This is a genomic window from Streptomyces sp. AP-93 (genome assembly GCF_022808175.1).
Classification (GTDB): domain Bacteria; phylum Actinomycetota; class Actinomycetes; order Streptomycetales; family Streptomycetaceae; genus Streptomyces.
Genome location: NZ_JALGBX010000038.1, coordinates 26,776 through 52,605, shown reverse-complemented (window position 1 = coordinate 52,605; position 25,830 = coordinate 26,776). Strand labels below are relative to the sequence as shown.

The following is a 25,830-nucleotide window of genomic DNA, read 5'->3' as shown; positions in this document are numbered from 1 at the left end:
AATCCACAGGAGGTTCCGGTAATGGGTGGAGCTCGAATAGTGCGCCGGGTGTTCGGCGTGGTGCTGGTCCTGATGGCCGTCCTGGGTGTCGCGGGCGTCGTGGGCGGAGGCCAGCTGGTCCCGTCGTCGGCTTCCGCGGACGAGCGGCCGGCCCGGTATCTGGTCGATACCTTCAAGGCGATGCCCGGCTACAAGGCGCCGGGCCAGGGCGCGGTGACCGGCACGCTGAACGCCGGCACGAACTATGTGTTCTGCAAAGTACGCGGCCCCGAAGTACGCGAAGGATCCGAGTTCAACCATTTTTGGCTGAAAACGGACCTGGATAGCGGGTCGCCGTCGAAGGACCAGTTCGTCTCTGCGTTCGCGCTCTCGAAGTGGAACAACGACGAGGCGAAGGACAACACCGGCCGCGAGATACCGGACTGCGCCGGCACGACCCCGAGCACGCCCACCTCGCCGTCGACAGGGGGCGGCGGCAACAACGACCGGCTGGCGACGGTCAACGCGTGCGGGAACTACACCGGCTACGAGCTCCAGTTCCGCGGCGGCAGCCTCACCTCCCGGCAGGTCATGGACGTGTACAACGCGGGCAGCATGCCCGGATCGGCCTTGATCGCCTCCCAGCTCGGCGCTCAGAACAACCAGTTCTTCCGCCTGGTCGGCCCGCTGGACGCCGCGCTGGGCTGCGCCTACGAGCTGCACCCCGTGCACGTGGCCTCCACGCCGGACACCAGCACCTGCGTCCAGGCCGGCGCAACCGGCGACGGGGCTCCGATAGAGCTCGGCGTGTGCTCCTCGGCGGCGCAGCAGCGGTTCTACCTCCAGCGGCGCGGGGACGCCGTGACGCTGGTGCCCACCGGCAGCCCGAACCTGGCCGTCTCGCGGACCAGTGACGGATCTGGCAAGGCGCTCGTCCTGCGGCCGGCCTCGGCGCACGCCCATCAGACCTGGTACGTATCCACCGACAACAGCAAAATGCGCAAGATCGCCGACCACTACCTGTACGACACCCCTGCGGACAAGTTCGCGAAGCTGCGCGCGGACAAGCCCTACGACCGGATGCTCACCTGGGGGTCCGACCAGTGCTCGAGCCCCACGGGCGACCGCCCCAACGGCTACGACTTCGGCCCGTCGTGCGAGCGCCATGACTTCGGCTACCGCAACTACCGCAAGCAGAACCGCCTCAACGGACCCGACGGCGACACCCTCGACGGCAACGAGAGCGGCCGCAACCGCGAGCGCGTCGACAACAACTTCCTGGACGACATGATGAGTGTCTGCCGCAACCTCAGCTCGACCGAGATCCTGGCACGCCACTCAGGGGGCACCTGCCCGGAGTGGGCGAACACCTACTACTCGGCTGTCCGCGCCAAGGGCTACGGCCCCTCGACCGACAACCCGGGGCCGTCCTCCTTCCGCTGGTAGCAATACCTGACTGACCTTCAGGGGGACAGAAGCGGTGCCGCGGTACGGCCTGGGGCAAACCCTGCGCCCACCGCGGCACCCGTCCCTGACCGGCCCTCAAACACGCGTGCGCCCGTGGTTATGATCCGCCGGACAGCAACGGGCAGGGGGACTGTGGCCGGCAACGACAAGACCACCCCGGCATGGCAGCGAGCCGACCAGCTCGCCGCCTGCCTGGGCCAGGACCTGAAGAACCTCCAGGACCGCGCGACTGCGGCGGGAGCCAAGCAAGGGCGGAAGGGACCGGCGTCACTTTCCACGATGGCCGAGTCCGGGACCGTCTTCTCCCGGCGCAGTACCATCGGCGCTGCCCTGAACGGGCAGGCGCCAGCCATCCTCAACGACCGGCTGGTCGCCGAGATCGCCGCCTACTGCCTGAACATCTGCGGCGAGACGTGCGACACCAAGCACTGGGCGCAACGGGCCAGGGAAGTACGACGTGCCGTCCGATGGGCCCGGAACCACTACCTGCCCCAAGTGGATCCGCACCTGCCCGTCGTCATACGGGCCGGAGCCACCGCACCGGCCATCAGAGGCGAGGACACCCTGGCCGTACCGGAACGGTTCCGCCAGTGGATGCAGGACACCGGCGAAGCAGACCTCGACGCGATCCTCGACGTGGAAGTCATCTTCGACAGCGACTGGGAACCCGACACCCCGCCCACCTCCCAGGCCCCGAGCCTTGCCGGCCCCACCCCGGCCGCGGCAGACGCAGTCCCCTCCCGGACCGGACGCCCGCCCGGCGACGGAACCGGCTGGCACACCCCGCCCACCGTCCCGGCAGCGCCCGCGGCCGGCACGTCGAAATCCGAGGAGGCGATACCCGCGGCAGACGCGGTGGGCCCGGCAACGTCACAGGCTGCAGGCACGGCAGGAACAGCGGCGGGGGCGGGACCCGGGTTCCCAGCAAGTGGCCTCGGGCCCGCGCCACGGTCAGCCGCGGCCCCGCGCTCGCACAGCCGCACCGGCCGGGCCCCAACGGTCTTCACACGGGGCACAGCCGTCCTGGCCGTGGTCCTCGGTGCCGTCGCCGTCACCCTGACCGCACTGATCTGGCCCGACCCGAAGGCCCCCGCCCTCTCTCCCCCACCCCAGGCGCAGGCCACGCTCCCCGCCCCACCGACACCGACGGAAACCACCCCAGTCCAGCCGGAACCCACCTTCCCCGCCCCGGACCCCACCACGCCGCCGGCCACCACCCCCACCCCGCGAAGCGGACCCAGCACCCCACCCGCACCCTCAGCGAGCAGCCCCGCCGAGTCCCCCGCCGCCCCATCACGGGCTCCCAGCCCCCAGCCGCCGCGCCCGCCCGCGCCCGCGCCGCAGCCCGTCAAATACTGGGTCGACACCTTCAAAGACGGACCCGGCCGCGCTGGCCCCTCCAAAGACACCGCCCAGGTCGGCACCCTGAGCGCCGGCAAAAACTACGTCTGGTGCAAAAAGCTCGGCGGCCAGGTCACCGGCCCTGAAGGTGTCAACAACTACTGGCTCTTCACCGACCTCGACACCGGCGCCCGCCAAGGCTGGGTCTCCGCCTACTACCTCAAAAACTGGGGCGACAACCAAGCCCTCGACAACGACGGCAACCCGCTCCCCGACTGCCCCTAAACCGGACTACCACCCACTCAGAACAGCGCCAGGCCCTCGGCGCTGGTATCGGCGATGTGGCCGGAACTGGGCGGGCAGGCTGTCCAGGCGGTCGGGTCCGGCCGCGGCCGGGTGTTCCAGCGCCTGTAGCTGTCGGGGATCTTGGGAATCGGCAGGGTGACCGGTCTGATCACTGTTCCCGCAGGGCCCGTCCCAGCCGCCCGAGCTCCTCGACCCTGGCGGCGAAGGCGGGGTCGGTCTGGCGCAGTTGCTGCCATCGCCTCTCCAGGTCGGCCTGGTGATCCTCGCGGGTGTGCTGCTCGGCGGCGGCGAGCCTGGCCGCGGTGACGCCGAACTTCGGCGGCGCCCACTCCATCCAGGCGATCCACCGCTCCTCGTGGTAGCTGTAGCGGCTGGAGGCGAGTCGGCCACGGTTACCGGTGGTCTCCAACTGCCGGTAGGTCTCCTCGGCCATGTCGAGCTCCCGGGCCATCGCCGCCCGGCTGCGGCCGGTGAAGACCCGCAGATGCGCCAGCGTCACCCGATCGACAGCGCACAGGTCCGATGGCTCGACCCCGACGGCTTCCGCCAGCAGCACCAGCACCCCGGGGCGCGGGGTGCGGGAGCCAGCCAGGTAGAGGCTCACGGCCCGTTCGGACACCCGGGCCGTCCGCGCGATCCGGGCCACCGACGTGCCAGCGGCCGTCCGGGCGGCACGGAACCTGGGCGCTTCGAAGCCGTACCGGGTCTCACTCATACCCTTCCCCTACCCACCTGCAAGGCGGTTCGTTCAGGGGTGAACAGACCTCACGTGACGGAGGCCGTTGAAGGTTCGTTCAGGGGTGAACAAACCTTCATACGCCCGCATGGTTCGTTCACCCCCTCCGTACCGACCGGGGTGGGTGGCGGTCCGGTCCCCAGCGGTTCGAGGAACCCGGAACCCCGTTCTCACATGAGGCCGGCAGCGGTGAACACGGCCTGGATGATCGCGGCTGGCAGCGTCTCCCACGCCACTTCCCTCACCCTCTCCAGAGCGTGGCGCACCCTGCCCGGGTCGGGGCTGTTCTCGGCGAGCTCGCCCTCGAGCACGGCGACGCTCTCGGTGACCCGGGTACGGGCGGTGTCGGTAATGTCCGCGGTGTTCGCCGCGGCGAGGAGCTCCCTGGCGAACTGTGTCAGCTGGTTCGGGTCATAGCCGAAGGTGTTGTTCTGGGTGTTGCCGTCGCCGAACTGGTTCCCGTTGCCGAAGACGTTGAACTGGTTCTTGATGCCTGCCTGCTGGTCGATGACGAACTTCCTCACGTCGATGGTGTCGGCGGACCCACAGATGGTCCCCTGCGGGGTGAGCTTGATCGCCACGATCTTGGACTCCGCCATGGCCAACGTGGTGGCCAGCTTCTGCTCGACCAGGTAGGACACCGCCTTGTCGATCTCCTGCGGGGTCAGGACGGTGTAGAGGATGACGGCGCCGGGCGAGAGGGCGAAGTCCCGGACCGTCACGACGCAGTCCGGGAAGTCGTCCATGCCAGCGCTGATCAAACCGTTCGCCGCGATGTCGAACCGCTCCAGCCTGACGTCACGGATCCGCATCAGCCGTTCCGCCTCGGCAACGCCCGCCGGCAGGAGGTAGCAGCTCGTCTGGTCCCCCATGGTGTGCGTCGTCCCGACCGCGACCTTGTCCTTGAGGTACTCGACGAGCGTGTGCAACCGCTCTTCCCCCCGCTCACTCCACTGAGGGTCATCACGGGCGTTCGCATCGGCGTAGGCGATCCCATCAACCTGCCCATGTACCCAGACCAGGAGCAGAGCCGCGTCATCCTCGGTAGTCACCGCCCGGTAGTAGGACCATTCCCCACATCCACAGGAGGACTCCGAAGCACCACCACGAGCAGCCGAGGAGCCTGCGTCTCGTCGCGGTGCTACATGCGCCGGTACCGGTCCAGGAGTTCCTCGGCCTGATGTCCGGTGATGCCCAGGGCGGCACCGAGCTCGTCCGACTCCATCGACCACGCGGCGCTGGCCGCGTGGTAGCCGATGACCCTCGCGAGGATCTCCAGCCGTCCCGCCGCCTTCAGGGCCGCGGCGGGCGACTCGCTCGCCAGACGGTCCAGGGCCTGGCTCGTCCTCGTCAGCAGGTCGGCGACCTCCTCGGGGAACGCGATCGTCGATGCTTCGGCGGTCTCGATGTGCCGGTCCCAGTCGGTCCGGCACTTCTCCGAGTCCGACCAGGTCGACTCGTCCTTATGCATCGGTGTATCGCCGATGCGCTCCCAGTCCAGCCGGTAGTCCGTACCGGTCCAGCCGCACGAGCACACCGCCCGCAACAGCTCCGCTCGCGGCCCGTAGAACGGCTGCCCGCTGTACCCGGCCCAGAAGGAGCTCGTGTGCCCGTACGTCGAGTTCCCGTCGAAGTACACCGGCCCCGGCACCGTCCCGTCCTCCAGGAGCACGCCCACCCTGCCCTGGTGCGACTTCCCGAACTCGTCCGTCTTCCACAACTCGTCCCGCATATCCGGACCCCTCCACCCTGCCGCCGACAACCCCGCGCTCACCCGGCTACGGACACACCAACATCCCGCAACCGCCGACCCCGCAGCAGCAGAACCCCGAAAGACCCACCCAGGAGAAGCGCGCTGCCAGGCCCACGCCCGAGTGGCTTCCAGCACGAATCCCGTCCACGCCCCCAAGCCCCCTGGGACCGTGGACGCATGAACACGACCACCAGCGGCCCCCAACAGGCCGCGTCCCGACCGGACCTGACATGGTGAGCGCCGGGCGGTCCCGGGTCTGGCTGCGGATCGGCGAGACGCGGATCCGGGCGGACAAGGTCACTGCCGTCACCCCCGGAAACGACTACCTCCACCTCCAGATCACCGGTGTCCGAGACGGACTGACCCTGTACCTGCCCGCCAGCGCGGAGCGCACCGGCCGCAACGGTCGCCTGATCGACTGGGCCGACGAACTGCTGCGGATCATCGAGCAGGCCGCAGCCGCGCCCGTGGGAACCCTGATCACCTTCGAAGCCTCCACCCGCTTCCATGCCGCCGGCTTCACCGCCCACGCGCTGACCGGCGACGACCGCCCCCTCATCCAGCCCCCGCTCCACCCCGTCCCCGACACCATCCCCCCACGCCCCACCCCCGCCGGCTGGGCCACCCCACGCACGCACGCTGACACCGAGGGTGGGAAGCGGTGAGGACCTGGCAGGTCCTCACCGCGCCGTCCTGGTCGGTCAGTCCAGGGGAAGGGTGTCGTTCACGATGGTGCGCGCCGCAGGTTGCTTGCGCAGGTGGGGGCGGAGCATGAGGAGGTCAAGGAAGCGCTTGGGCGGGGTGTACCCGCCGGACGTAGCGGTGAGGTGCTCGCTGACAAGCAGGGTGCGGGCGGCGATTGTGGTCGCGCCGTCGAGGATGCGTGCCGCGGCGATCTCCTGTGCGAGGGCGTCCAGGTCTCGCTCATATCCGGCGTAGACCCGGCGGGTGGCGACCTCGACGACGGTTACCGCCTGGTTCACCGCCCATCGGATGAGGCGCTCGTGTTCCTCGAGCTGGTCGTCGTTGCCGTCCACCGGTGGTGGGTAGGCGTTCGCGGCGATGTCCTGGTGATGTGAGCGCTTGGTCGCGGCCCGGAACTCCGGGCCGGCGGCGAGCTCGGCCGCGATCCGCTCGACCTCGGCCGCGGTCCGGGCCCGGTCATCTTCGTCACGGTCGGACTGGGAGACGCGGTGCAGCTGGAGGAACTCATCGCGCTGCTCGGTGAGCTCGGTGTACCAGCGTGCCACGTGGCCCCAGAAGTGGGCCACGCCTTCGGCCATGAAGCACATCAGGACGGAGGTGATCTGCCCGTCGCAGCTCTGGGTGGCCCGCCGCAGCTTCTTCAGCTCCCGCTTCGCCTCGGTGTCGAGCTGCTGCTCGGCGGTGGGTCCGTCTTCTTCGTCGTTCTCGTCGAGGACTACGAAGCCCTCGGCGGTGAAGGTCTCGCTGTCGTAGTACAGAACCCGGGCACCACACGTGTGGGCGAGGCCGATGAACGCCTCCGCGTTGACCAGTTCGTCCTCCAGGAGTACGTGCCGGCCGGGCGCCTCAGGAACCGCAGCGAGCGGGTTCATGCCCTTCTCCGCCGCCCACACAGGAACCTGATCCACGAGTTTGCGCAGGTCAACAACGGTTGAGTGCTGAACGGGGATAGACATCCACAGATCCTTCCAGACGACCGTCACCTTCTGCGACGATTCGGCGGCAGATCGTAGGGAGTGGGTCTGACAATGCGGGGCCCGAAACAGCGCTCCAAGCGCCCATCCGTACCGAGCGGGCTCACTCTGCCCTCCCCGTCAGAATGCCCGCTCGAAGGCCAGCGTCGCGTTCGGGCAGCCGGGCGGCATCCGCTGGGCCAGCCCGCGCTCCCGCGCCACCGATGGCTGACCGCTGACCGCTCCAAGGTCCGGCGGATCGGCCCAGCCTCCCGTGTGCGCACCCTTCGGGGTGGACATCGGTTGATGAGGGGCGGGTACCCGTCGGGGACGACCGGAGGTGGCGGCGGTGGAGCGGTGGTCGGCGGCCAAGATCGCAACGTACGAGCGTGAGCAGCGTGAGACGTGGGCTCGGGAGGCCCGTGAGCGAGAGGCGCGGGATCGGGAGCAGGATCGGGTTGATTCCTTGGACCCGTTCGCGTTCCTGGAGAGCCGACTCGCTCCGGGTAGAACCCGGGCCACATTCGCACGTCCCGCTCAGCCGCTGACCAGCGACCTGCTGGAGGCGATGGAGGCACGGCCCTGTGTGGTGTGCGGCGCCGACGCTGGGGAGGCGTGCACGCCGGTGGCCGGCACACCCAGGCGCTCCGGGCTGACCCACCTGGCCCGGCTGCGCAAGCTGCATCCGGAGGAAGACTCCCTGACCGCGATCCGAACCCGGCTCGAGGAGAAGCTGGAACTGGAGGAGGAGTACGAGGTGTGGGCTCTGGGTGAACGCTGCTGGTGCGGAGCAGACCCAGGCGCGGTGTGCCGGCCTGTCGGCGGTACGAAGCGAGTCGGATCCGTACACCCCGACCGCCTCTTGTCCCCAGGCTCCCGCTCCCGCTTCTCTGATAATCCGCCTCCCGAGCCGCACATCCCCCGGCCAGCCCGCCGCCCTTGGTGATGCGCGCACCACACCCTCCTCGGCCCCGTGGAACCACCGGCGGCCAGAGATTCGTAGGTGGTCAACCCCTTGTCCGCCAACGATCCGCAGGAGGACAAGGGGTTGACCACCTACGAATCAGCGGCCAGCTACTCAGTCGGGGGCCTGGGCAAGCCCTCCGCACGGGAGGCTTGCCCAGGGGTCCCTCAGGCTTACCCAGCCCGACCGGGGCCCCGGCTCGGTGTGTTCAGCGCCCGAACCAGCCGCGGCGACGCTTCCCGTCGCCGTCCTGCTCATCCGCCGCCCGGCGAGCGGCCTCCTCGGCGGCCGAGCGGCAGATCCGGCACAGTCCACCCTGAACGGCACCGCCCTCGCTCCAGCCGTCGTCCGCGCCGTCGGGGTAGACCTGGCGGCCGCACTCCGGGCACGGCCAGGCCGCCGCCTCCCGGCGCCGGCGCTCCTCGTCGCGCTTCTCCCGCTCCTGCGCGTACTTCGCCTCCTGCGCCGCACGGCGGGCCTCCGCGCGCACGTCGTAGGCGCGGACGTCGTTCGGGTTGTCCAAGGCTGCGGCCAGGGTCTGCAGGGCCGGCTTGCGGCCGCAGCGCCACCAGATCGGGCCGTGCGGGCCGTGGCGCTCCAAGCGGTCAAGGACGGTCATCACGACCGGAACGGTGCCCTCGTAGTCGAAGTAGCCGTCCTGATCCCGGTCCTGCGGGTTGTACATGCCGCCGCGGCCGATGGTCCACCGGCCCCGCCACGCCTGCTGGCTCAGATCGGCGACGTTCTGCATCCGGTCGGCCATCGCTTGCGCGCCCATCTTCTTCGTGAACACGACCGCCACCGGTGGATGCGAACCTCCGCCGTGCCTACCGGGGTCGGGGACCGACCAGACGGTGCGCCACAGCACCACGTCCCGCTTGCCCTGGGTGACGGTGCGGGCGAAGAACTTCCGGTAGCGGGCGATCTTCTCCGCGAGGATCGGCGGGGACTCGGTGCCGTTGTCGACCTCGACGAACAGCAACGGCAACTCGGTGCCCGTCGCGGCGAACGCCATGTCGGCGCGGACACTGCCCTTCTGCGGCGCGGCGAAGGATCCGGTGACCGGCAAGGAGACCTCCGTCGACCAGGCCGCGATCGGCCCCAGCCCCGCGGGGCGTTGCTCCGGCGCCGGGGCCTGGGCGGGCACGGTGTCCTTGCGGACGACGGGCGCGGTCGTCTCCGGCGGAGTTTGCAGGAGCGCGGCCAGGGTGTCGGTCACCTTCCCCGCGTGCTTCGCACCCGAGGCAGCCGCCGCCTTCGCCGTACCCCCCATCTCCCGAACAGGACGGTCCAACACCACCGCGGCCGCCTCCAGCCCCGACGGCGTCAACGACCACAGCTTCTCCGTGATCCGTCGGCCATCCGCCTCGAGCCGCGACGTCCGGCCGGCCGACAACACCAGGCCCTCGGCCTCCAGGTCCTTGCAGCCCCCGCGCGCCGTCGCCGCGTCCGCCGTCCCCGGACACATCAACAGCCGAATCTGCGCCGCCGTGGCCACCTTCACCACACCCAACGCCTCCAGCACCTGCGTCCTGGTCTTCTCCGTCGACCCGTACTTCCGTGCCTTCGTCCCGGCCATCCAGCCCTCCCACGCCCCACCGAACTTTCCAGATCCACCAAGGATCAAGGAAAGAGAGGTGTCGAGCCACCAAATTGCGCTAGAAACGGGCTCTGGCCTGCGAAAAGAGCCGTGCAGAGCCCAACACTTACCGCAGGGGGAACATAAGGGGGAACCGCAGGGGAAGAACCAGAGGCCAGAAGCCAGGCCACAGGCTTACCCAGCCGTCCAGAGCACGCACGGCATCGAGGCACCAACGACTCCGAGGTCGGGTCTCGGCCCAGCGGGAGGGGTGTCAGAGCCATCGGCGACACTCAGGCCAGCACCATTCGAAGGGGGGATCTGATGATCAGTCGGGAAGTGCTGGCTGTGGCCAGTTGGTCGGACTGGGTTCCGCTGGCCGCCGCCGAAGCACCGACGTCCCCGGGCGTCTACCTCGCCCGGCGGGGGACGAGCGGCCCAGTGGTGTACGTCGGCATGGCCGGGGAACGCCAAGGCAAAGGGCTGAACGGCCGGTTGCGGCGCTACACCAGCGGCAAGGCGCTGGCCTCCGGACTCGGCGAAGCGGTCTTCGACCGAGCCCTGGCGGATCCCGTCTGGCTGCGGGAGAGGTTGGCGGAGGTCGAGACCGGCAAACCGATGCGAGCAACCGGCTGGGGCAAGGCCGCGCTGGCGTGGGCGGACCTCCATGTCTGCTGGGCCACCACCGACAACCGCGAGACAGCCATAGCCCTGGAGAAGAAGGTGCTGGCGATGGAAACCGTGGACTGGTGGAACCGCGACCGCTGACCTCACTACAGCCAACCGCAGTGTCGTCGGTCCGAAGGCCACGCCAACGCCGAATCCCCCATCGACGACGTTGATCAATCTCGGCGCTACTTCCCTGCACCGCAACCACTCACACTGGGGAACGCTCGTCGCAGAACCCGGCAGTGGCTTCGTAGGTGACAACCGGCTCCATTTGTAGGTGGGTTCTGGCTCCGCTACCTGCGGCGGCAACTGTACGAGAACCGGACCGTCATGAATGAACGTGGCGGTGCCCCGCCGGCGCCTGAGGGCCGCCTGCGGGGCGCCGGGGGTGTGGGCGGTTCAGAGCATCGGGCGGATGTTCTCCGCCTGCGGGCCCTTGAGGCCCTGGGTGACGTCGAACTGGACCTTCTGGCCCTCGTTGAGCTCGCGGAAGCCCTCGGTGGCGATGTTGGAGAAGTGGGCGAAGACGTCATCGCCGCCACCGTCCTGCTCGATGAAACCGAAGCCCTTCTCGGCGTTGAACCACTTCACGATGCCCGTAGCCATACTGTTCTCCTTGACGTGCGCAGCCGCTGGCGCCCGCACTATGCGACCGCCGTACCCGACCGGCATCGCCCGACTGCAGTCCCGGACAGTGAGACGCCCGTGACCGCGATCACGGGCGAGCAGCGGCTCGGAACCACGACTGCTTCTGGCGATCATGTTATCGCCCCAAGATCCGGCCGTGCAAAGGACCCAGGCCCGTACGTGCAGCACGGGCATCCGGGCTGCCCACTGGGCAACACCGAACTGGATATCTCCACTCGATTTCCCAGCAGATCCAGCGGAGTCAGAACTCACCTACGACTGGAGTCAACTCTCGCCTACAAAGCCACGGCAGACACCGCGCCGTGGCGCATACCGAAAAGGAGAATGAGATGACTGAGAAGCTGCCGCCCAAGCAGGCGCTGGCCGCAGTGATCCAGGCGTTGGACGGCATCTGGGACACGCAACGCGCCGTACTGGCTCTGCGTGTCGCCGGGTACGAGCAGACAAGTGACGAGGCCGCGGGCAAAGCAGCCCGCGGGCACCTGCGCGCGCTCGCCGATGACGGCCTGATCGTGAGGCCGGATCCCGGTCAGGCCGTTTACCAGCTGGCCTGATCGCCTCTTCGAAACCCGCGGTACAGCGGATCGCGGTGCGGGTAGTTCCGCGGTCAGGTGGGGCAGGTCGGCGCCCCTGCCCCACCTGGTGGGTGGCTTCAGAGGCCGCCCAGGTCAGTGCCGCCGATCCGAAGCCGGGCGCCCATGTCCAGTTTCACCTCGCCGTAGGGCCGTACGCGTTCCCAGAACAGCGGGGGCAGGCCGCGCTGGTCGGCCCGGGTGAGCAGGTCGGACCACTCGGGTTCGGCCAGGGCCACTTGAAGCATGAGGGTGTTGACGAACACCAGGGACTGACACTTCTTGTGGCAACGACTGACGTTCTCGTGGCAGACGACACCTGCCTCGCCTTCTGAGTAATCGTCAAGACCTGTGGATCGGTTGATCTCAGTTTCGTTGTGATGGGTTGATCGCGACGAGTTCGATCTCGAAGCCGTCGTCGTTCTCCAGGTAGGCGGCATAGTGCTGGGCGCCGCCGGCGTGCGGATGCCGATCGGGGAACATCAGATGCCAGCCGTGCCGTGCCGCGTCGGTGGCCAGCTGGTCGACCGCGGTGTCGTCTTCGACGTGAAAGGCCAGGTGGTTTAGCCCTGGCCGGCAGCGGTCGTGCCGGTCGGCGGTGAGGGCGGGGGACTGCTCGAGGACCAGGTAGGTCGGCCCGAGCCGCCAGCTGCGTCCGCTGTTCCAGCTCTGGAAGAGGGTGTGGCCCAGTGCCTCCAGGAGCCAGCCGAGAGAGGCGACCGCGCGGTCGAGGTCCGGCACCCACAGCTCGACGTGGTGCAACATGCCGCTGGTGGGCCGGTTCATGCCGCCATCGCCTCGGGGCGTTCGACGAGGTGGCCGCGTTCGAAGCAAGCGCCGGCCCGGACCAGGGCGACGAGGTGGGGTGCGTTCACGGCCCGCCAGCGTTCCTGGGCTGACTCGATGAGCTTGAAGACCATGGCGAGGGCGGCGGCCCGGCTGCCGGCACCCTTGGTGACCTTGGTGCGTAGCCGGACGGTGGCGAAGGTCGACTCGATCGGGTTCGTGGTCCGCAGGTGGATCCAGTGCTCGGCGGGGAAGTCGAAGAACGCCAGCAGTTCTTCCTCGTCGTCGGTGATCCGCTTGACGACCTTGGGGTATTTCGCACCGTACTGCTTGGCGAACGCGGCGACGGCCTTGGCCGCACGCTCCTTGTCCTCGGCGTTGTAGATCTCCTGGATCGCGCGCTTGGCCGCGGGCTGGGCCGACTTCGGCAGCGCGTCGAGGACGTTCGCGGTCTTGTGCACCCAGCACCGCTGGTGGCGGGTCTGGGGGAACACCTCGTTCAACGCGTTCCAGAAGCCGAGCGCCCCGTCGCCGACTGCCAGGACCGGGGCCCGCATGCCCCGGCGGGCACAGTCCCGCATCAGTCCCGCCCAGGCCTCGGACGACTCGCGGTAGCCGTCGGTCATCGCGATCAGTTCCTTGGTGCCGTCGGCCCGCACGCCGACCATGACCAGGACGGCGGCCTTCGCCTCCTCCAGACGTATGCGCAGGTGAACGCCATCGGCCCAGACGTAGACGTAGTCCGTGGCGGACAGATCGCGGTCCATGAACGCCTTGTGGTCGGACTGCCACTGCGCGGTCAGCCGCGTGATCGTCGCGGGTGAGAGGCCGGCGGAGGAGCCGAGGAACTGCTCCAGCGCGGGCACGAAGTCACCGGACGACAGGCCGTGCAAGTAGAGCAGCGGCAGCACCTCGCTGATCTTCGGGGATTTACGGGCCCAGGGCGGCAGGATCGCCGAGGAGAACCGCTTGCGTTCGCCGGTGGCCTCGTCGACGCGCTTGTCGTTGACCCGCGGGGCCTTCACTTCGATCGCCCCGGCCGCGGTCGTCACCTTCCGCGGCTGATGGAAGCCGTTGCGCACGACCAGACGGCGGCCGGAATCGTCCCGCTCATCGGCCAACTCGGATATGTAGGCGTTGACTTCTGCTTCCAGGGCGGCGGCCAGCATCCGCCTCGCGCCCTCGCGGACGATCTCGTCAATCAGAGAGCCATGTGGCGTCGTGCCGTCTTCGTTGACTACCGTGAGCACGGGCGTGCCTTCCCGACCGACGCGCCAACGTCGGCCTACTCGATGACCATCACAGGATCATTCGGGAAGGTACGCCCTTCGCATGCCAACCCGAGCCCGATCCACAGGTCTTGAGCATTGCTCTCGCCTTCTCGCGCTCTTGGACTACCGGCCGCAATACCCAACGATCCCGGGCCTTGCGGGTTTCCACTCAGGACATATACATTCCATCCCGGGATACACAAGAATCCCGGGATGGATGGGTACTCGTGCTGCACATCACCTTGACGGATATGCGCATCCTCACGGAAGCGGAGTTGCCCTGCCCCATGGGCCGCACCTGGGTCGGTTACGCGCCGGGCATGAGCGAGCAGGAGATCTACGAGGTCAACCGGGGCCGCTGGGTCCTGGGTGTGGCCGCCGACCGCGAGCACTATGTCCTGTTCACCGTGGACGGATTCGTGAAGGCCGCGGTGGAGATCCACCGGATCCGCGCCTCGAACGGCGTGGACCAGCGGGACCCGGACGGCCGGCGGGTGATCGAGGGGGAGGTTCTCACCGAGAAGCACCCCGTCTGGCAGCACTACGTCGATAAGCCATCTCCGGTCGTCGGCCTGAGGAACCCGATCAAGTACCACTACGACCCCCACTTCGACGGCCGCGTGTGCGGATGCGGTTGCGGTGAGGCCGTCTCGGGGGCCAGCCATTTCATCGCCGGTCACGACCAGCGGGCCATCCACGAACGGATCGCCCGGATCGGTTCCGTCACCGAGTTCCTCACCTGGTTCGACGAGCGCTGTCCGGCCGGAACCCAGCCCGAGTAGAGCGTGTGCGCCTCCTGCCTGGCCAGACCCGGCCACGTGATCTTGCACATGCCTCAGCCCGCACCGTGATCTGTCCGTGGAGGAGTACGTGAGCTCGTCATCCCAGCCCCAGGCGCCATTACCAGACCTGCAGTCAGCCGTGGACCTGGCCGGTGACTGGAGCCAGTCGGTCCTGACGGCGACCGTGCTCCCGGGCGCCGTGCAGGGCGCGGTGCCCCAGCGGCAGCCTGTGGTGGTGTTCGTCGCTGGACAGCCGGGCAGCGGCAAGTCGCTCGTGGCGGACCTGGTGCACGCGGCACTGGGCCAGCGGGGCGGTGCGGTGCGGGTGGACCACGACGAGTACAAGGCCGTCCACCCCCACTACCGGACCTTCCTCGAGGAGGACGTGCGTACCGCCGGGGTCAGGGTGCGGCCGCAGACGTACTGGTGGCAGGCCGAAGTCGAGGCGCAGGCACGGGCGCTGCGGTGCGACGTAGTGGTGGAGACTCCCCTGGCCGATCCCGAGGTGTTCCGCGGGTCAGCTGCTGCGTACCGGCAGGCCGGCTACAGGATCGAGGTCGTCGCCCTGGCCGTGCCGGAGGCGGTGAGCCAGCTCGGTGTGCTGGACCGGTACTTGCGGCTGGCCGTGGCTGGGCGGGCCCGGTACGTGTCGTGGGAGAACCACGACCGGTGCGCGGCAGGCCTGGTGGCCTCCCTGGAGGCCTGCGAGGCCGAGCGTCTGGCGGACCGTGTGGTCGTGGTGGGGCGGAATGCGGCGGTGGGGCCGGCCCTGTACGACAGCGGCGCGGTCTCCAGCGAGCACGGTCCGGCGGGGGCGGGGCAGGCGGTCGTTGCGGAGCGGGCGCGCCCGTGGAGTGCTGTGGAGACCGGGCTGTTCCGCCGGCGGCTGGCTGAAGCTGACCGGCGTGCCCACCGCACCGCGCCGGGCGGGCACGTGCCCGAGGACTGGGGGCTGGCCGTGCAGCGGGATGCCGAGCGCGCCGCCGCCCTGGCCGAGCCGGTCAGGCGCGTGGCGCAGCCGCGGCGGGAGTTGCCCGGGGTCGACTATCACCGGCTTTCCGCTGAGGAGCACCGGTGGATCTACGACGAGCTGATCGCGCCGTCCCTGTGCTTCGAGTCGCGGGAACGGCCGGTTGCTGTGTACGTGATGGGGCAGCCGGGGGCCGGCAAGACCCGCGCTGCCCGGCTGGTCCGCCAGGCGCTGACCGGGCGGGCCCTGCGAATCAGCGCTGCCCGGTTCATGGAGGCGCACCCGGACTACCGGCAGCTGCTGCGGACAGAGCCGTACACCGCCGAGCTACGGATCCGCGGCGACTACCGCGCCTGGCAGGCCCGGGCCGAGGCCGACGTCCGCGCGCGGCGGGGCAACGTGGTCATCGAGACCGCCCCGGACACCGTGGGCGAGTTCCTCGCCGGCGCGGCCCTGTACCGGCAGGCGGGATACCGCGTGGAACTGGCGGTCCTGGCGGTACGCGCCGCGGACTCCCGGCAGGCCGGTCTCGCCCGCTACGCGGAGGTGAGCCGGCACGGGAGCAGGCCCGCCCCTCTGGTCCGTGCCGACCGTCACGACGACTGCCTCGCCGTTCTTGGTCAGGTGGTGGCGGCCGCGGAGGAGAGCGGGGCGGTGGACTCGGTGGTGGTGATGCGCGCGGACGGCCACGCAGTCCACCGCGGCGAGCGCGTCGGCGGGCTGCTGCCGTACGGCGCTGCCCAGGCCCTGGCCGATGAGCAGTTGCGCCCCTACGGCGCCGAGGAGGCGTCCCGGTTCTTCGCCGTACAGCGCCGGCTGCGGAGCGTGCTGCCCCAGCACCGGGACGAGCTGGGGGCTATCAGCCGTCTGGCCGCGCCGCTGATGCCGGTGCACCTGCGGCCGCACAGTCTGGCTCAGGGAGCCGTCCCGGCTGCTCTGCCCCTGCCCGTGCGATCCGGTCCGGGCGGCTGTCAGGGTCCGGCCGACTCCAGTTCATCGAGCAGGGCGTCGTAGGCGGCCGCGATCCGGGCGGTCTCCTCGGCGCCGGCGTCCTCCAGCCTCTCCTGGTCGTCAACGCACGCCTGGCGGCGGGACATCATCTGCTCCAGGAGCTGCTCGTCCGGCCTGTCCGAGCGGCGTTCTGCCAGGATCCGCTCGGTGTACCAAGTGATCACTTGTCCCACCGTCTCGAGCGCGGTCTCGTAGTCGGCGCCGGCGCTCTGCCCGGCAAGGCCGTGCCGGGATGCGTCCGGGGAAGGAGATGCCTGTTCGTTGTCGTTCACGCCAACCGCCTCGGGCTCTGGAGTAGGGGCAAATGGATCATTGTCGGTGACCGTCGCGCGCCCCGGCAAGGCGGGGCCGCGGAGCCTGGGTGCCACGCGATGGCCGAGAACCGGCCGGTCCCCGGCTGATATGAGTCTGTGTGTGGTGGGTGGCTGCCTTGCGGGGGCCGGGCGGCATAGGTTGACGCCCTCATGATCGACCTTGGGGGGCCCATGGATCTTCGTGCGCTGTTCAGCTCCAACGACCCCGTCAACGCCACCGAGGCGTTCACCAACCGCCAACGCCAGTGGGAACTGGTCTCCGCGGCGCTCCAGGAACACCTGCGGTACGTGGCCAGCGAAGCCTTCAATGTCGAGGATCTCGAAGCCCCCCGTCGGAATGTGATCGTCCTCCACGGGGTCGGCGGCGTTGGCAAGACGACCCTGTCTCGGAAGTTGGAGGCCGCGCTCGCCAGCGCCGCCCAGCGCCCGGTGCAGTGGGGCGAGCCCGCCTGGCCCCGGGAACGAATCCTGCCCGTACGGATCGATCTCTCCCGTTCCATCGGTACCTCGTTCGAGGACTTGGTGCTCACGATCCGCGCCGCCCTGGCCGAGTTGGGGCGCCCGCTGCCCGCCTTCGACATCGCGCTGCGCCGCTACTGGGATGCCCAGCACCCCGGCGAGAGCCTGGAGGAGTACCTGCGCCGCGGTGGCCTTGCCGCCCGGTTCGGCAAGGGCATGGGGCAGCAGGTCCAGTCCGCGCTCGCCGATGTCGCCCAGACGCTGCTGCTGCCCGGCACCGTCGGGTCTGCCATCGGCCAGCTGACCAGCTCCCTTACGAAGGCGCTGCGCGAGCACCGGCAGACCGTTAGGGCGCTGGCCGGCTGCGCCCGGCTGCAAGGGCTGTTGGAGGCCGAGCCGAGTCTAGAGGCGTTGTCCTTCTACCCGCACCTGCTGGCCTGGGAGCTCGCCCAACTACCTGCGGACCGACGGCGGGTGCCGGTCATCCTGCTGGACACCTTCGAGGACGTCGGGGACCGCACCCACCGCGACCTGGAGCGGCTCATCCAGCGGGTGGTGTGGCTGATGCCGAACGCCTTCTTCGTCATCACCGGCCGCTCACGCTTGCAGTGGGCCGATGAGGGCCTGCAAGGCCAGCTCGACTACACGGGCGCCAGCGCGTGGCCGGGCCTGAACCTGCCCGCCACCGGTATCCCGGCCGCCCGCGCTGCTCGGCCCGCTCCCGGGCAGGGGCGTCAGGTCCTTATCGGCGACTTCTCTCCCGAGGATTGCGACACCTACCTTGCCCGCCGCCTCAGCCACGACGGACAGCCCCTGATCGGCCCGGCCATCCGTGCCGTGATCGGCGAGCGTTCGCACGGCCTGCCGCTCCACCTGGACCTGGCCGTCGCCCGCTTCCTGGAGATCAGGCGCACCGGCCTCGTCCCCGCCCCCGGCGACTTCGACCACACCTTCCCCGCCCTGATCGCGCGCACTCTCTCCGACCTCACTACCGAGGAACGGCACGTCCTGCGCAGCGTGTCCCTGCTGGACGCCTTCGATCTGGAACTGGCCACCCGTTCCGCGGGCATGGCCCACCAGGCACCGGCCCGGCGGCTCACCGAGCGGCCCATGGTGACCGAGGACCCCTACGCGATCTGGCCCTACCACCTCCACGGCGCGATCCGCTCCGCGCTGCAGACCGCCGACGACCACACCGACGACGGCTGGACCCACACCGACTGGCAGCGCGCCGCCGAACGAGCCCTCGCCGCGCTCGGAGACCAATGGCAGAGCACCCCCACCGCCGCCAGCGGCCGCACCCTGCTCGTCGCCTGCCTGCGCCAAGGCCTTCGTCTGGCTCGGGACCACCGGCTCACCGACCTTCTGTGGCTCACCCAGGCCGCCATCGCGTACGACAGCGATGCCGTCTGGGAACCGCTCGCCCCGCCCGCCCCCACCCAGACCGACACGGCCACCATCGGCCAGGGCTCCAACACGCCACTGGACACCCCGGCTGGCGCGCTGGCCGAGCTGCTGACCGCCCTTGCCCGCCGCCAGCGCGAACACCGCGAACTCACCGTGGAACGCCTTACCACCGTCCTCGCCACCGGCCTGCTCCCCGGTGAACTCGCCGAGATGGCCGAGTACTACCGGGCCAAGGCCAACCGGGACATCGGTCGCAACGAGGTCTCCCGCCAGGGCATGGCGCAGGTCGCGGCCGGCGGCGGCCGGCTCGCCCTTCGCGCCCGTCGCGGCCTCGCCGACGCCGCCCGCATCGACGGAGACTTCCCCACCGCGCTCGCCGCCGCCGACGGCCTGGGCTTCGAAGGCCGCGAGCAGCGCGTCTTGGGCGACATCTGGTGGGCCCACGCGGACCTCGACCGTGCCATCACCGCCTGCGAGAGGGCCCGGCAGCAGGCCGAACAGCACGGCAATGCCGGAGAACAGGCCATCTCCCAGGCCCGCCTCACCCTCGCCGTCGCCTTCACCGACCCCGCCCGCGCCGACGACGAGATCACACTGGCCACCCAGCTCCTGGACGGCCTCGCCCAGCGCGCCACCACCCTGATCACCCACATCGCAGCCCTCATCCGCGACGCCGGCTCCCCCGACGTCACCGACCGCGCCCAGACCCTGCGCACCGAACTCACCGTCGCCGGACTCACCTGGCTGGGCCCCACCCTGGACGTCGCCCTCGCCTTCCATCACGCCGTCCTCGGCAACCACCACGACCTGGCCACCACCGTCCACCGGCTGAACGAGTCGACCACTACCGGCGGCTACACCTACTGCGCCCACATCGCCGCCGCCTTCGGCGACCTCCCCCAGCCCGCCTCGCCCGTACGGTGGCTTGAGGACGAGCAAACCGTTCAGCAGCGCTGGCGCACCCTGGTCGCCACCCGGCAAGCGCACCTACGCGAAACCAGGTGACGGCGCACCACCACACCCCCGTTCCGCACCGCTGGAGGGCACCGCTGGGGGCGTGTGCGACGCGCCCCCAGCGATGTTGCAGCGCGTTGCGGAGTATCAGGTCAGGGATACTCCCCGGCCTGCGAAGAACTCGGCGAACTCGGCCACGGGCAGGGTCGCGGTGCGGGCCTGTTCGGTGTGGCCGGAGGGGTTGCGGAAGTACAGCGTGTCGCCGTGATGGCCGGTGACGAGGACGAGGTGCCCGCCCTTGCCGGGGGCCGGGTTTTCGGGACGGCGGATCTCCTTGTGGACGGAGGTCATCACGAGCCGTCCGGAGTCGAGCAGGGCCAGGAGGTCGGGCACCGTCAGGGACGGGTGCACCTCAGCGTCGACCCGGTGGTGGGCGTCTGCGACGTACTGGGCGAACGGCGCGTAGATCAGGCCGCGGATCGATCCGGTGTCCGGGTCCTCGGTGTAGGCGCCGTACTTGCGGGCGCCGTCGAGGAGTTCGAACAGGGTGGGTGCGTCGCCGTGGCGGGCGAGGATGGCCATGCGCAGGCAGGCGATGCCGCACATGTGGCCGCACCATCGGCGGTAGGTGTCGAGGTCGGGGGCGCCGGACTCGGCCCAGCGGGGATCGTCTCCGCGGTCGTGGCCCTCGTAGGCGATCGCGGTGATCAGGTCCGGGCTGGCGTACTGCGTGACGGTGGGGAACTGCAGTTCAGACATGGACGCGGTCCTTCCGGTGGGCGGGATGGTCGATCAGCCGCTGGAAGGTGGGCAGGTCCACGCCGCCGCCGGAGATCACCACCCCGATCGTCCCCGACTGGTGGGGGATCTGGCCGCTGAGGACGGCGGCGAGGGCGCAGGCGCCACTGGGTTCGACGACGAGCTTCAGGTGCCGGAACGCGAACGCCATGGCGGTGGTGATGTCCTGGTCGGTCACGGTCACCACCGTATCGAGGAGCTTGGAGTTCACGGCCCAGGTCAGCGGGGAGGGGCTGCTGTGGCCGAGTCCGTCGGCGATGGTGACGGGGGCCTCGGGCAGTGCGATGCGCTGGCCGCAGCGCATCGACAGGAGGGTGTCGGCCCCTTCCTCGGGTTCAACGCCGATGACCTTGATGCCGGGGTGGAGGTGCTTGGCGATCGTGGCGGATCCGGCGGCCAGTCCGCCGCCGCCGACCGGAACGACGAGGGTCTCGATCTCAGGGTGCTCGGCCAGCAGCTCAAGGGCTACGGTCCCGGCCCCGGCCATGATGTGCCGGGAGTTCGCCGAGGGGACGACGGCTAGATCGCCCTGGGCGGCGATGTCGGCCACAAGGGCGTCGCGGTCCTCGGAGCCGCGGCGGTAGGTGACAACGCGGCCGCCGAGCGCGCGGACACCTTCAACCTTCGGGGCCGGGGCGTCGGCGGGGATGACGACCGTGGCCGGTACTTCCAGGAGCCGGCCGGTGAGGGCCAGGGCCTGGGCGTGGTTCCCGGACGATGCGCCGATCAGGCCGCGGGCGCGTTCCTTCGCGGGGAGGGAGGAGGCGTGGTGGTAGGCGCCGCGGAACTTGAAGGAGCCGGTGCGCTGGAGGCTCTCGGCCTTGCACACGACGGGCCAGCCGGCGGCCTGGTCGAGGGAGAGGGCGGAGAGGGCCGGGGTTCGGGCGGCGACCGGTTCGAGGTTGGCGGCGGCGTCCTGGACGTCGCGGGCGGTCAGCTCGGTCATGGCCGGTACCCCTCGCTGGTGTGGGCGGTGGCGAGGATCATCCGGATGAGGTGGTCGTAGTCGATGCCGGCTGCGGCGGCCATGGTTGCGAGGTTCCCGGTGTGGGACAGGCCGGGGAGGGTGTTGATCTCCAGCCAGAGGGGGCGCCCGTCGGGGGTGACGATGAAGTCGGAGCGGGAGTAGCCCTTGCAGCCCAGGGCGTCGTGCGCGGTGAGCGCGGCCGTGGTGATCGCGTCGAGGGTGCCGCTGGAGAAGTCGGCCGGGCACTGGTACCGGTACTTGGTCTTGTCGCGCTTGGTGTCGTAGTCGTAGAACTCGGCGCCGGTTGGGATCGTCGCCAGCGGCGGCAACGCCATGGGCGAGCCGTCGACCTCAAGGATTCCGCAGCTCACCGGGGTGCCGGTAGTGAACGGTTCGGCGAACCAGCCGGCGCCAGGGTCGAGCGTGCACAGGGCGCTCGCGAGCTCGGTGGTGGTGTGGCAGACCGTCATGCCGATCGAGCCGCCCTCGGACAGCGGCTTGAGGATCACCGGGAACGGGATCGTGCCGCTGATGTGCTGCGTGATCGTCTCGCGGTCGCGGGCCGGGATGGTCACGGTGGGCAGGGCCGCCACCCCCGCGCCGGCCGCGACGGTCTTGGCGAGGGTCTTGTGCATGCCGATGGCGGAGGCCGTCACGCCCGAGCCGGTGTAGGGGATGTTCAGCGACTCCAGTAACCCCTGGAGCTTGCCGTCCTCGGCGTACTGCCCGGCGATGGCCAGGAACACCACGTCGGCGCCGCGGACGTCTTCGGCGAACTGCTGGTCGGCGGCGTCGAGGAACCTCGTGGTGTAGCCCTGCTGGTCGAGAGACCCCCATGCGGCGCGGCCGGACATCAGCGACCGCTCCCGCTCGGTGGATCTGCCGCCGGAGACGACAGCGATGCGGGCGGACTCGATGGACTTGAACGTCATCAGGTAGTGCTCCTGTTCCTGGAAGGGGGACGGGCCGGTCTCGGCTGTGCCGGCGCCTGTAGGCGCTACGGTCGAAATGACTGAACCGGGCGGCCCTCTGTCGCGCCGGGTGAGCCCTGCCGATTCGGAGTGCGTCACGTGATCCCCCTTTCGCTGGAAGCCCTCGCCACCGCCGTCGGCGGCCGTCTCGTCGACGTGCCGGATGCGTCCGTGCTGGTGACCGCGCCGACGGTCGTCGACTCGCGCGCCGCCGAGCCGGGTGGTCTGTTCGCCGCGCTGCCCGGAGAACACGCCGACGGCCACGCCTTCGCGGCGGACGCGGTCAAGGCCGGCGCCGTGGCCGTCCTCGCGACCCGTCCCGTCGGTGTCCCGGCCCTGGTCGTCGAAGACGTGCTGGACGCGCTCGCCGCGCTGGCCCGCACCGTGTTGGCCGAAGTGCCGCAGGCGATGGTGATCGGGGTGACCGGCTCGGCGGGCAAGACCAGCACTAAGGACCTGATCGCCCAGGTGCTCCCGGAGCTCGGCCCGACGATCGCCACGGTGAAGTCGTTCAACGGCGAGATCGGTATGCCGCTGGCCGTGACCCACCTGGACCGCGGGGTGCGGTACGTCGTGCTGGAGATGGGAGCCCGCGGGGTCGGGCACATCGCCCACCTGACGCGCATCGCTCCGCCCACGGTCGGCCTGGTCCTCAACGTGGGGACCGCGCACGTCGGCGAGTTCGGCGGCCGCGAGCAGATCGCCCAGGCCAAGGGCGAGCTCGTCGAGGCCCTCCCCGCGAAGGGACTGGCCATCCTCAACGCGGACGACCCGCTGGTCGCCCCCATGGCCTCCCGGACCCGCGCCCAGGTGCTGACCTTCGGCACCGGGCCGGACGCCGACGTACGCGCGGTGGACGTCGTGCTCGACTCGGCGGGCCGGGCCTCCTTCACCCTCGTCGCCGCCGGCAGCGATGCGCGCGTCGAGCTGGCCCTCCACGGCGTCCACCACGTGTCCAACGCGCTGGCCGCGGCCGCCGTCTCAATCGGGCTGGGCGCCGACGTGGAGAAGACAGCGGCCGCGCTGTCCCGCGCGGTACTGGTGGCGACGGGACGCATGGAGGTCACCGACCGCAACGACGGCGTGCGGGTCATCAACGACGCGTTCAACGCGAACCCCGATTCCATGAAGGCAGCACTCACGGCCCTGGAGGCCATGAACGACGGACGGCGGATCCTCTCGGTCCTGGGAGAAATGAAGGAGCTCGGCGCCGACGGCACCGACGGGCACCGACAGGTCGGCCGGCTCGTCGCCGCCTCCGGCGTCAACGTGCTGATCGCGGTCGGCGGCGCCGACGCCCAGGCAATGGCCGAAGCCGCCCAGGAGAGCAACCCGCGGCTGCAGGTGGTCAGCGCCTCCGACCGGGACCACGCCCTGACGCTCGCCCGCGACCTGATCGAGCCGGGGGACATCGTCCTGGTGAAGGGCTCCCACAGCGTCGGGCTGGAGCACACCGCGGTGCGCCTGGCCCAGCCCGACGCCATGGCCGGCGTCCGCTAGACCGAGGTCACGGGCCGGGCCGCGGACGCCAGGATCAGCGCGCCCAGCCCGGCCACCTCGCCAACACCCCGCTCGCGGTGGGGCCGTGGGACGAACTGCTCGACGGGCGCCGGGTACGGGCGGGCGCCGGGCAGACTATGCGGGGCAGACATCATCGTTCTCCATCTCCTTGCAGCAGGTAAGAGTGCGGTCGCCCGCCGACCAGCGGACGGCTGGAGCCCCGCCCCCTGAGGGGCGCCAAAGGTGCGGTTCAGGCGGCCTGGTCCTCGATGTCGGCCCACATGCGTTTGCCCCAGGTGAGGGGGTCCTGGCCGGTGGTGTGGGAGAGGGCCGCAACGAGGGCGAGGCCGCGCCCGTGCTCGGCATCCGGCTTGGCCTGGTGCGGCTGCGGGACGGCGCCCTTGCGGGTGTCTATGACAGCGATCCGCACGCGGCCGGGTTCCAGGCGGACGACGGTCACGCGGAAGCTGGCCACCCGGGCGTGCTGTACGGCGTTGGTCGCCAACTCGGACGCGATCAGGGCGGCGTCGTCAGCGAGGTGTCCCAGGCCCCACGCGGCAACAGCGAGCACGACCAGACGGCGGGCCTTGCGGACCGACTCGGGGAGCGCCGGGAAGGTCTCCGTGTAGGCGGGCAGGCCAGTGGCGTGGGTGATGGGGCGCGCAAGGGTCATGGGCTTCGGCTTTCAGGCCGGGGATGGACACGACTGAGCGTGATCATGCATGCCGGTTCTGATGAGCATTCACCGACTGCCCGCCTAGAGTGCTCCTTGTTGCTCCATGACCGCAACAAGGAGCACCCAATTCGTGGCCACAGGAAAATCTGTTCCCCTGGAGCACACGTCGGTGACGTGGGAAGGTGCGTTCATGACGCAGAAGCGCGCAACAACAACGGTCAAGGTGCGTCGTGTTGCGGCCGCACTGCGGCGCTGGCGCGAGGATGCCGACCTGCAACTACGGGAAGCCGCAGGGCGGGCCGGGGTGGACTTCACCCGCCTGTCCCGCCTTGAGCGCGGGGTCTACCGGGTGCCGGCCGAGGACGTACGGCGGCTCGCGACCGCGTACGGGGTGACGGACGAGAAGGCGGTGGAAGCCGTGGCCGCCGCGGCGGCCATACCGCCGGGCACCGGCTGGTGGGCCCCCTACGGCGGCCTGGTCGGCCAGAGCTACCTCGACTACACGGAGCTGGAAGCCGACGCGGTCGAGATCCGCATGCTCCACCCGGTGATCGTGCCGGGACTGCTTCAGGCACCCGGCTACGCGCGGGCACTGCTGGCCCGGTCGGTCAAAGACGTCGGCCCTGACCGCATGGAGCTCCTGGTGGCGCTGCGGATGGGACGCCAGCAGGTGTTGACGCGGACCGCTCCTCCGGCCACCCTTCACGCGCTGGTGCCCGAGTCCGCGCTCCACGCGGAGGTCGGTGACGGGCCGCTGGTGATGCGGGACCAGGTGCGCCACCTGTTGGAGTTGTCCGCACGGGAGAACGTCGTGGTGCAGGTTCTTCCCCTGTCGGCCCACCCGGCGCTCGCCGCCAACGGCGCGTACACGATCCTGGACTTCGGGCACCCGTGGCTGCCGGTCGCTTCCATCGACACACCCACCGGAGGCAGCCACAGCGAGGACACCGGCGACGTCGCGTTCCTGCGAGCGGCGTTCGAGGAGACCGCCGAGGCCGCACTCCCCGCAGACCAGTCCCGGGACCTGCTGGAGCACCACATCGAAAGGCTGAACGCATGACGACGCTCAACCCGGACGCCAGGGCCTCACTGCCCTGGCGGAAGTCGAGCTACTCGGGGGCGAACGAGAGCCAGTGCGTGGAGGTCGCGCCCCTCGCGACCGTCGGCCAGGACGGCATCGCCGTCCGGGACTCGAAGAGGCCTGACGGCCCGATCGTCCAACTCGGCCCGACTGCGTTCGCCGCCTTTATCGCGCACACCCAGTACGCACCGGCAAGGTGACGGCCCTACTC

The 25,830-nt window shown here is 70.1% G+C and carries 28 protein-coding genes; 11 read left to right on the top strand and 17 right to left on the bottom strand.

Translation table 11 applies throughout. From position 1 onward, the window contains the following. Positions 1-21 precede the first annotated feature (21 nt). Positions 22-1,425: a phospholipase gene (locus tag MTF69_RS39385; RefSeq protein ID WP_243341565.1), complete on the top strand. Its 1,404-nt coding sequence runs from the start codon at positions 22-24 to the stop codon at positions 1,423-1,425. Between the two features lie 153 nt (positions 1,426-1,578). Then, positions 1,579-3,072 (top strand): hypothetical protein, encoded by a 1,494-nt coding sequence (locus tag MTF69_RS39380; RefSeq protein WP_243341564.1) that lies wholly within the window; start codon positions 1,579-1,581, stop codon positions 3,070-3,072. Between the two features lie 17 nt (positions 3,073-3,089). Here MTF69_RS39380 and MTF69_RS39375 read toward each other — a convergent pair whose 3' ends face one another. The 4 genes from MTF69_RS39375 to MTF69_RS39360 form a co-directional block, all read right to left on the bottom strand. Continuing rightward, entirely contained in the window at positions 3,090-3,245 is a 156-nt protein-coding gene (locus MTF69_RS39375) for a hypothetical protein (protein ID WP_243341562.1), read from the bottom strand. After that, complete coding sequence (locus MTF69_RS39370) at positions 3,242-3,808, bottom strand: helix-turn-helix domain-containing protein (RefSeq protein WP_243341560.1); 567 nt, start codon at positions 3,806-3,808, stop codon at positions 3,242-3,244. The genes MTF69_RS39375 and MTF69_RS39370 overlap by 4 nt, the downstream gene beginning before the upstream one ends. A gap of 191 nt (positions 3,809-3,999) precedes the next feature. After that, entirely contained in the window at positions 4,000-4,758 is a 759-nt protein-coding gene (locus MTF69_RS39365; RefSeq protein WP_243341558.1) for a hypothetical protein, read from the bottom strand. Between the two features lie 212 nt (positions 4,759-4,970). Next, on the bottom strand, positions 4,971-5,561 hold the full coding sequence (locus MTF69_RS39360; RefSeq protein ID WP_243341556.1) for a hypothetical protein: 591 nt from the start codon (positions 5,559-5,561) through the stop codon (positions 4,971-4,973). 251 nt (positions 5,562-5,812) lie between these two features. Between MTF69_RS39360 and MTF69_RS39355 the strand changes: the two genes are divergently transcribed. Further along, the gene (locus MTF69_RS39355; protein ID WP_243341553.1) at positions 5,813-6,247 is read left to right on the top strand and encodes a hypothetical protein; all 435 of its coding nucleotides are present in this window, start codon (positions 5,813-5,815) and stop codon (positions 6,245-6,247) included. 36 nt (positions 6,248-6,283) lie between these two features. Here the strand turns inward: MTF69_RS39355 and MTF69_RS39350 are convergent, their stop codons facing one another. The 3 genes from MTF69_RS39350 to MTF69_RS39340 form a co-directional block, all read right to left on the bottom strand. Next, a complete protein-coding gene (locus MTF69_RS39350) occupies positions 6,284-7,243 on the bottom strand; it encodes a hypothetical protein (protein WP_243341551.1) in 960 nt (319 codons plus the stop codon). 138 nt (positions 7,244-7,381) lie between these two features. Continuing rightward, complete coding sequence (locus MTF69_RS39345) at positions 7,382-7,540, bottom strand: hypothetical protein (protein ID WP_243341549.1); 159 nt, start codon at positions 7,538-7,540, stop codon at positions 7,382-7,384. 872 nt (positions 7,541-8,412) lie between these two features. Continuing rightward, a complete protein-coding gene (locus tag MTF69_RS39340) occupies positions 8,413-9,783 on the bottom strand; it encodes a replication-relaxation family protein (RefSeq protein WP_243341547.1) in 1,371 nt (456 codons plus the stop codon). Positions 9,784-10,107: 324 nt separating this feature from the next. On the opposite strand from MTF69_RS39340, the gene MTF69_RS39335 reads away from it, so the two are divergent. Beyond that, on the top strand, positions 10,108-10,551 hold the full coding sequence (locus MTF69_RS39335; RefSeq protein WP_243341545.1) for a hypothetical protein: 444 nt from the start codon (positions 10,108-10,110) through the stop codon (positions 10,549-10,551). A 300-nt stretch (positions 10,552-10,851) separates the two neighbouring features. On the opposite strand, the gene MTF69_RS39330 is transcribed toward MTF69_RS39335, so the two are convergent. Beyond that, positions 10,852-11,058: a cold-shock protein gene (locus MTF69_RS39330; protein WP_243341544.1), complete on the bottom strand. Its 207-nt coding sequence runs from the start codon at positions 11,056-11,058 to the stop codon at positions 10,852-10,854. A 371-nt stretch (positions 11,059-11,429) separates the two neighbouring features. Here MTF69_RS39330 and MTF69_RS39325 point away from each other — a divergent pair, with 371 nt between their 5' ends. Beyond that, on the top strand, positions 11,430-11,654 hold the full coding sequence (locus MTF69_RS39325; protein WP_243341543.1) for a hypothetical protein: 225 nt from the start codon (positions 11,430-11,432) through the stop codon (positions 11,652-11,654). A gap of 98 nt (positions 11,655-11,752) precedes the next feature. Here the strand turns inward: MTF69_RS39325 and MTF69_RS39320 are convergent, their stop codons facing one another. From MTF69_RS39320 to MTF69_RS39310, 3 genes are all read right to left on the bottom strand, one after another. After that, complete coding sequence (locus MTF69_RS39320) at positions 11,753-11,938, bottom strand: hypothetical protein (RefSeq protein WP_243341542.1); 186 nt, start codon at positions 11,936-11,938, stop codon at positions 11,753-11,755. A gap of 100 nt (positions 11,939-12,038) precedes the next feature. Next, positions 12,039-12,458 carry a VOC family protein gene (locus MTF69_RS39315; RefSeq protein ID WP_243341541.1) on the bottom strand — a complete coding sequence of 140 codons (420 nt, stop codon included), beginning with the start codon at positions 12,456-12,458 and terminating at the stop codon, positions 12,039-12,041. Continuing rightward, positions 12,455-13,708, bottom strand: coding sequence for an IS256 family transposase (locus tag MTF69_RS39310; protein ID WP_243341540.1), 1,254 nt, complete (start codon positions 13,706-13,708; stop codon positions 12,455-12,457). Before MTF69_RS39310 ends, MTF69_RS39315 begins: the two co-directional genes overlap by 4 nt. 272 nt (positions 13,709-13,980) lie before the next feature. On the opposite strand from MTF69_RS39310, the gene MTF69_RS39305 reads away from it, so the two are divergent. Beyond that, entirely contained in the window at positions 13,981-14,511 is a 531-nt protein-coding gene (locus MTF69_RS39305; RefSeq protein ID WP_243341539.1) for a hypothetical protein, read from the top strand. Positions 14,512-14,650: 139 nt separating this feature from the next. Beyond that, the gene (locus MTF69_RS39300; protein WP_243341538.1) at positions 14,651-16,495 is read left to right on the top strand and encodes a zeta toxin family protein; all 1,845 of its coding nucleotides are present in this window, start codon (positions 14,651-14,653) and stop codon (positions 16,493-16,495) included. On the opposite strand, the gene MTF69_RS39295 is transcribed toward MTF69_RS39300, so the two are convergent. Continuing rightward, the gene (locus MTF69_RS39295) at positions 16,453-16,764 is read right to left on the bottom strand and encodes a hypothetical protein (protein WP_243341537.1); all 312 of its coding nucleotides are present in this window, start codon (positions 16,762-16,764) and stop codon (positions 16,453-16,455) included. The genes MTF69_RS39300 and MTF69_RS39295 overlap by 43 nt on opposite strands. 213 nt (positions 16,765-16,977) lie before the next feature. On the opposite strand from MTF69_RS39295, the gene MTF69_RS39290 reads away from it, so the two are divergent. Next, on the top strand, positions 16,978-19,677 hold the full coding sequence (locus MTF69_RS39290; protein ID WP_243341535.1) for an ATP/GTP-binding protein: 2,700 nt from the start codon (positions 16,978-16,980) through the stop codon (positions 19,675-19,677). 96 nt (positions 19,678-19,773) lie between these two features. On the opposite strand, the gene MTF69_RS39285 is transcribed toward MTF69_RS39290, so the two are convergent. The 3 genes from MTF69_RS39285 to MTF69_RS39275 are packed head-to-tail and all read right to left on the bottom strand — an operon-like array spanning position 19,774 to position 22,323. Beyond that, entirely contained in the window at positions 19,774-20,385 is a 612-nt protein-coding gene (locus MTF69_RS39285) for a C39 family peptidase (RefSeq protein WP_243341534.1), read from the bottom strand. Continuing rightward, on the bottom strand, positions 20,378-21,370 hold the full coding sequence (locus MTF69_RS39280) for a threonine/serine dehydratase (RefSeq protein WP_243341532.1): 993 nt from the start codon (positions 21,368-21,370) through the stop codon (positions 20,378-20,380). Before MTF69_RS39280 ends, MTF69_RS39285 begins: the two co-directional genes overlap by 8 nt. Further along, positions 21,367-22,323, bottom strand: coding sequence for a D-alanine--D-alanine ligase (locus MTF69_RS39275; protein ID WP_243341530.1), 957 nt, complete (start codon positions 22,321-22,323; stop codon positions 21,367-21,369). Before MTF69_RS39275 ends, MTF69_RS39280 begins: the two co-directional genes overlap by 4 nt. 138 nt (positions 22,324-22,461) lie before the next feature. On the opposite strand from MTF69_RS39275, the gene murF reads away from it, so the two are divergent. Then, positions 22,462-23,862: a UDP-N-acetylmuramoyl-tripeptide--D-alanyl-D-alanine ligase gene (gene murF / locus MTF69_RS39270; protein ID WP_243341527.1), complete on the top strand. Its 1,401-nt coding sequence runs from the start codon at positions 22,462-22,464 to the stop codon at positions 23,860-23,862. Here murF and MTF69_RS39265 read toward each other — a convergent pair. Next, complete coding sequence (locus MTF69_RS39265; RefSeq protein ID WP_243341526.1) at positions 23,859-24,017, bottom strand: hypothetical protein; 159 nt, start codon at positions 24,015-24,017, stop codon at positions 23,859-23,861. The two genes, murF and MTF69_RS39265, sit on opposite strands and share 4 nt — an antisense overlap. Before the next feature lie 95 nt (positions 24,018-24,112). Then, the gene (locus tag MTF69_RS39260) at positions 24,113-24,535 is read right to left on the bottom strand and encodes an ATP-binding protein (protein ID WP_243341524.1); all 423 of its coding nucleotides are present in this window, start codon (positions 24,533-24,535) and stop codon (positions 24,113-24,115) included. A gap of 193 nt (positions 24,536-24,728) precedes the next feature. On the opposite strand from MTF69_RS39260, the gene MTF69_RS39255 reads away from it, so the two are divergent. Then, the gene (locus MTF69_RS39255) at positions 24,729-25,598 is read left to right on the top strand and encodes a helix-turn-helix transcriptional regulator (RefSeq protein ID WP_243341521.1); all 870 of its coding nucleotides are present in this window, start codon (positions 24,729-24,731) and stop codon (positions 25,596-25,598) included. Further along, a complete protein-coding gene (locus tag MTF69_RS39250) occupies positions 25,595-25,819 on the top strand; it encodes a DUF397 domain-containing protein (RefSeq protein ID WP_243341520.1) in 225 nt (74 codons plus the stop codon). Before MTF69_RS39255 ends, MTF69_RS39250 begins: the two co-directional genes overlap by 4 nt. Positions 25,820-25,830: the final 11 nt, after the last annotated feature.